Origin of the sequence: Burkholderia sp. Ac-20392 (assembly GCF_017104585.1) — a bacterium.
Lineage (GTDB): Bacteria > Pseudomonadota > Gammaproteobacteria > Burkholderiales > Burkholderiaceae > Burkholderia > Burkholderia lata.
On sequence record NZ_JAAGPB010000489.1, the window covers coordinates 1 to 6,096 of the forward strand.

Annotated in this window: 6 protein-coding genes and 1 pseudogene; 1 reads left to right on the forward strand and 6 read right to left on the reverse strand. The window is 67.1% G+C overall.

Going from position 1 to position 6,096, the window contains the following annotated elements; all coding sequences use genetic code 11:
• From G3N99_RS32820 to G3N99_RS32840, 5 genes and pseudogenes are all read right to left on the reverse strand, one after another.
• A pseudogene (locus G3N99_RS32820) lies at positions 1-190 on the reverse strand (lipase chaperone); the annotation flags it as partial.
• 3 nt (positions 191-193) lie between these two features.
• Positions 194-1,288: a triacylglycerol lipase gene (locus tag G3N99_RS32825; RefSeq protein WP_174937081.1), complete on the reverse strand. Its 1,095-nt coding sequence runs from the start codon at positions 1,286-1,288 to the stop codon at positions 194-196.
• 227 nt (positions 1,289-1,515) lie between these two features.
• Positions 1,516-3,648 carry a TonB-dependent copper receptor gene (locus tag G3N99_RS32830; protein WP_206124451.1) on the reverse strand — a complete coding sequence of 711 codons (2,133 nt, stop codon included), beginning with the start codon at positions 3,646-3,648 and terminating at the stop codon, positions 1,516-1,518.
• Positions 3,649-3,730: 82 nt separating this feature from the next.
• Positions 3,731-4,099: a DUF2946 domain-containing protein gene (locus G3N99_RS32835; protein WP_174937077.1), complete on the reverse strand. Its 369-nt coding sequence runs from the start codon at positions 4,097-4,099 to the stop codon at positions 3,731-3,733.
• A 155-nt stretch (positions 4,100-4,254) separates the two neighbouring features.
• Positions 4,255-4,791 (reverse strand): cytochrome b, encoded by a 537-nt coding sequence (locus tag G3N99_RS32840; RefSeq protein WP_174937075.1) that lies wholly within the window; start codon positions 4,789-4,791, stop codon positions 4,255-4,257.
• A gap of 225 nt (positions 4,792-5,016) precedes the next feature.
• Here G3N99_RS32840 and G3N99_RS32845 point away from each other — a divergent pair, with 225 nt between their 5' ends.
• A complete protein-coding gene (locus tag G3N99_RS32845) occupies positions 5,017-5,655 on the forward strand; it encodes a Pr6Pr family membrane protein (protein WP_174937073.1) in 639 nt (212 codons plus the stop codon).
• Between the two features lie 54 nt (positions 5,656-5,709).
• On the opposite strand, the gene G3N99_RS32850 is transcribed toward G3N99_RS32845, so the two are convergent.
• The coding region (locus tag G3N99_RS32850; RefSeq protein ID WP_206124452.1) for a peptidoglycan DD-metalloendopeptidase family protein at positions 5,710-6,096 on the reverse strand (387 nt) is incomplete at its 5' end.

A 6,096-nucleotide genomic window follows, 5' to 3' on the forward strand; every position in this document is an offset into this window, starting at 1 on the left:
TGGCGGCCTGCGGCGGTGCGGCAGCCAATCCGCCTGCCGCCGGCGCATCCGGAGAATCGCCGGCAGCGCCTGTCCCGCGATGCCAGCCCGCGCCGCTCCACATCGCCACGCCGGCAATCGCCGCCAGCCCCACGACACCATAGACCACGGCGCGCCGCGCCAGCGGCGCGCGCCATCCTCGTGCCGTCATCGATTACACGCCCGCCAGCTTCAGCCGGTTCGCATGCGTGCGGATCACCGCGACCGGATCTTCCGCATACGCGCCGCGCACGCCGAGCAGCTGGTTGATCTCGTCGAGGTGGTTCCACTTGTAGCTCGTGCTCAGCACCTTGCCGTACAGCGCACTGCACCTCGACACGACTCCGTCGTTCTGCCCGGAGCCGCGGTTGACCATCACCGTGCCCGTGCCGTACAGCGCAAGCGTCGACAGATCAAGTGCGTTCGCCGGATCGACGACCGGAATGGTGCTCGTGTCGGTCGCACCCGTGACGCCGAACAGCGAAAGTGTCGGCTGGATTGCCGTGCCGGCCCACGAGTACAGCAGATGCGTGTTGCCGCCGACGGTTTCGGTCGGCGCACCGGTCTGGCAACTGCCCGGCGCACCCAGGCCAGCACTCGGGTAGTTCTGGTTGTACGTGGCGGCCCGTGCGGTGGTCAGCGTCTGCAGTGCGGCGAGTGCGTCCTGGTTCGTGTTGTGGGTGCTGCTCGTCAGGATTCCGAATACATTGACGAACGCGGCGATCACCGATGAAGAAAGCCCGGTCGGATCGTACGCAAGCACGCTCTGCACGAAGTCGGCGAACTCGGAGCCGCGATGCGGCGTGCCGATCGTCGTCACCGACGCGACGAGATCGGGCGCGACGGCCGCGACATAGCGCGACGACAGGCCGCCCTGGCTGTGGCCGACGAGATTGACCTTGGTCGCGCCCGTCGCCGCGAGCACCGTCTTCACGTAAGCGAGTAGCTGTTCGCCGCGCCCGTTCGGGCCGTCGTCGCTCTGGAACCCCGACAGGTTCGCGACGTAGACGGTCGCACCGTTCTGTTGCAGGTCTTCCTGGATGCCATACCAATACTCGAGCACGCCGGCGTACTTGTCGGTACCCGTCAGCCCGTGCACGAGGATGATCGGATAGCGCGTCGCCGCATAGTTGTCGGCAGACGCGGTCGCCGCCACCGCCGCATGCGTCGTCGCCAATGTCATCACAGCGGTCGTCCCCGCAAACGGCGCGATGCTCATCGCGCATGCCACTGCCCCTGCCACCACCCTGGAACGCATCGTTTTGGCCATGCATGTTCTCCTGATTATTGTGCTGCCGGTGCGAATGAAGCCGGATCGACACACACTACGCGTCTCGAACGTCGCAACCACGTGTGCGTCGAATGCGGGAGTGAATCACGAGTCGCGAACGTTTGCGCCCTGACTAGATACGGTTCTCTAATCGGTTGACGTACCCCGCCCGTTCGGGCGGGGCCACATTCATGCGTGCGCATGCTGCAACGCACACGCGCAATGCGTTACAGCTTCGCACTCACACGCACCCATGCGGTCCGGCCCGGCTCCATCACCGGCGAGTTCGCCGGATAGCCGAAGCCCGCGTTGCCGGCGAGGTTCAGATGCTCGGTGTAGGCCTTGTTCAGCACGTTGTCGACGCCGACCGAGATCTGCACGGTCTTGCTGACGTTGTATTGCGTATGCAGCGAGAGCACACCGAATCCGGCGCTCGGGCCGAAGTCCTTGCCGACCACATTGCCCTCGTTCAGTGCATAACGATGCTGCGGCGCAACGATGCGCCACAGCCCCCCTGCCGACCACGCGCCACGCGTGTATTCGAGCCCGATGCGCGCCTCGAGCGGCGGCATCTGCGGCAACGGATCGCCGGTTGCCACGTTGCGCCCCCACGCATACGCGAGCGACGTCTCGACGCGCAGCGGCGAAACCGGTTTCCACGACACACCCGCTTCGCCGCCCATGATCTGCGCATTGACGTTGGTTGCCTGTGTGGTCGGGCCCATCATGCCGGCCGCGTAGTTGAACAGAATGAAATCCTGGACGTAGCCTGCGTACGCCGACACCCATGCGTCGAGCCGGTCGCTCTTGTATTGCGCGCCGATGTCGAGCTGCGTGGTCTTCTCCGGCTGTACCGCCGAGAACGCGTTGATCGAACCGGCCGGCCCGCGCTTCGCGGAGAACAGTTCCCAGTAGTCGGGATAGCGCTCCGTATGGCCGACGCCCGCATACCACGTGACAGGCAGCGACGCGAGATCGCGCTCGTAGCGGACGAAACCGCTCGGCAACACGCGCGTGCGATCGTCGTCGAAGGTCGGGTTCGGCTTGCTCTTCATCATGCCGCTCGTCGTCGCGCGCTTGTCGCGTGCGCTCGCATAGTCGACGCGCGCACCGCCGATCACGCGCGACACGTCGCTCGCGTACCACGTCAGTTCGCCGAACACGCCTGCGTTCCACATCGTCGCCTGCGCATCCCACGGCTTGTCGCCGTAGTTCTGCCGCCCCATCGCCGAACGCGAGTCGAGCCGGTTCGATTGCGCATCGACGCCCGTCACGAGCTTGAAGTCGTCGGCGAAACGGAACGTCGCGGCCGCGCGCGCGCCGACCGTGCGACGCCGCACCTCCGACGCCATCCGCATCGGCATGCTGCTGGTCGGGTCCGGTTGCCGCAACGTGTAGTTGTCCATCACGTGATCGGCTTCGTTGTAGTACACGCGTGCCTCGATCCGGTCGAGCACGTCGCCGAGATGCTTCTTGTCGAACGACAGGCCGAACGTCTCGCGGCGGAAATGCGCGCCGTCCATCCCGCGCCCCGCATAGCGCGCATAGCCGTCGCCGGTGCCGGCAGTCAGCTCGACGCGCGTGTGGTCGTCCGGCGTCCAGCCGAGCGCCGCATCGGCGTTCCACTTGTCCCACTGCGACGGCACGATGTTGCCGTTGCCGTCCTTGTAGTCCTGCGAATGCGCGTGGTTCGCGGTCACGCGGCCATAGACGTCCGGCGTGCCGGCCGTCACGTCGATGTTCTGGTCGTTGCGGCCGAACGACCCGCCGACCAGGCTGCCTTCGAAGCGCATGCCGGGCTTGTCGAAGCGCGGCGTCACGCGCTCGAACATCACGGTGCCGGCCGACGCGCCGGGACCGTACAGCACGGTCTGCGGCCCCTTCACGACGGTGACCTTGTCATAGCTTTCCGGTGCAATGTACGAGGTTGGCGCATCCATCCGGCCCGGGCATGCGCCCAGCGTCGACATCCCGTTCGCCAGGATGTTCAGCCGCGAGCCGAACATCCCGCGCAGCACGAGGTCGCCGTTGGTGCCGCCGCTGCGGATCGACGTGAAACCGGGGATCGTCTTCAGGTAATCCGCGCCGTCGCTCGCGGGCAGCGGCTGGCGCGGGGTCTTCGGATCCGTGACGACGACGAGCGGCGTCGACAGCGGCGATGCGACGACTTCGATGGCCGGCAGCGGCGCGGCCGTATCGTCGGACGGCGCGCCGGGTGCGCGCGCCGTTTCGGCGCCCGCGGCGCTCGCGGCCAATGCGCCGACTGCGAGCGCGGGGACGGTGAGTTTCAGCACGCGCGGCAGACGCCGCGCACAGGCATTGCGTGACGCCCGCGGCGCACGCAACTGGAAAATGGTCATGATCGAAAGCCCGAGTGACGCCCTCCACGCGGCCTCGACGGGCCGCACGGATATCGGCGGTGAATGGAACGGAAACAGCGCGTCAGGCGCGCTCGGGCGGGGCGCGCGGGTACGCGCGCGGATAGCGGTCGGTGCGCGCCGCGACGGCAGGCGGCGCGACGGCGGAAACGGAAACGACGGGAACGGAAGCGAGTGCCGCGGCGGCAGGCCCGCCGATCGCGGGGCTGTGCGCGAAGAAACCGCAGTAGCCGCATGCATCGAGATGCAGCGCATGATCGTGCATGCGGCCCGCATCGGGCGACCGATGCGCGCCATGCTCCGTACTGCAGACGATTGCGTCGGGCGTGGCTGCCTGCGCGACGCGCCACTGCGACACCAGCGGCGCCGCGATCGCGAACCAGATCGCGAGCACGCCAAGCCAGGCGGTCAGGTGACGATGTCGGTGCAGCATGCTCGGCAACGAGTAAGCGGAATGTAAAAACAGCCGAGATGTTACAGAATGTTTAACGCGATGGCCAGCGCGGATGCCGGTAAACGGACCGGGGGCGCATGGTTGTCAACACAACCATGCGCCCCCGCCTGCTGCGCGCTTCCGGAACGTGCCGTTCAGGGCGCCATGCGGCGCAACGCGTCGTCGCGCCGGATGAAATGATGGTAGAGCGCGGCCAGCGCGTGCAGGCCGATCACGAAATAGAACGCGTTGCCGATCAGCTCGTGCGCTTCCTTGATCGTCGGCCGCAGCGCCTTGTCGGGGCCGAACAGCGTGAACGAGATGCCGAGCCAGTCGAGCGACACCGGCTTGCCGCCGAGGTTGATCATCATGATGCCGAGCAGCGGCTGCGCGATGATGAACACGTAGAGCGCGACATGCGCGAGCTTCGAGAGCCAGCGCAGCAGCACCGCCTGCGGAATGGCCTCCGGCACACGGCTGACGGCTCGCCACAGCACGCGCAGCACCGACAGCACGAGCACGAGCGTGCCCGCGGTGAGATGCACATTCATCCAGAACACCCGGCTGTCGCTGCCTTTCGGCCCGCGGATCTCGATCGCCAGGTAGGCCAGCGCCACCAGCAGGAAAACGGCCCAGTGGAAGAAGATCGCGGGCGAGCTGTAGCGCGTCTGTTTCGCGAGGATGTTTCTCATGCTTCGTCTCGGGTTGTATGCGGGGAGGGACGCATGCAGCCACCGGCCTGCGCCCGGCAAAACTGCCCCGATTGTAGCCGCACGGGCGCCCGGTTTTGCACGACGCGCGCAAATATCCGACGAATGGCCTACGTGCGCCGCGCGGTGCTTCATATGGAAAATCCGCATCGCGCGCCCAAACGGCTGTGGCACGATGGAGCTTTGGTGCGACGGCGCGCGGGCATCATGAGCAAGGCGTTCTTCGTTGCGGCCTATCGGCTGACCGCCGCGTTGCTCGCGGTATCCACCACGCTGCACAGCGTCGCCGACTACTGGCACCTGCCGGGCTTTCATCTCGGCAACTACCTCAGCTACTTCACGCAACTGAGCAGCCTCTACGCGGCCGCGATGCTCGCCACCGGGCTCTGGCGCATCGCACGCCCCGGCTCGGCCCGCTACGAATCGATGCGCGGCGCCGCAGTGCTGTACGTCCTGATCACCGCGATCGTCTACGAACTCCTGCTCGCGCGGCTCGATGCGCTGCGCCACATCACGCCGGCGTTCAACAACTGGGTGCTGCACCGGATCGTGCCGCTCGTCGTGCTGTGCGACTGGCTGTACGTGGAGCCGCGCCAGCCGATCCCGTGGCGCAGCGCGTTCGCGTGGCTCGGTTTCCCGATCGTCTATCTCGGCTACACGCTGGTGCGTGGCGCGCTGGAGAACTGGTACCCCTATCCGTTCGTCGATCCTCGGCCGCACGGCTACCTGCCGGTCGCGATCCAGTGCTCGCTGATCGCGATAGGCGCGGCGGCGCTCGCACTGGGCATTCGCTGGCTCGGCAATCACGCGAGACAGTCCGATGCGGTGACACTCAGGAAAGGATGAAGGCGGGAGCGGGAGCGTGTGCGCCGCCCGGCGCACACGGGGTGATGCGGGCCGTCAGCCGCCGTTGCGCGGCAGGAAGTTCATCGGATCGACGACCTTGCCGTTCTGGCGGACTTCGAACTCGAACGTCGAACGGCCGCTCGCGTCGGAGCCCATTTCGGCGACCGGCTGGCCCTGGCGCACCGCGTCGCCTTCGTTGACGAGCAGCTTGCCGTTGTGTCCGTAAGCCGTGATGAGCCCGTTCTCATGCTTCAGGATCACGAGCGGGCCGTAGGCCTTGACGCCGGACCCGGCGTACACCACGCGCCCGGCCGCCGCGGCCCGCACCGAATGGTCGGGCCCGGAGGCGACGATCACGATGCCGCGCGTCTTGCCGGCCGAGAACGGCGTCGCCACGACACCGGTGGCCGGCCATGCGAGCGAGCCCGGCTGCGCGGCCGT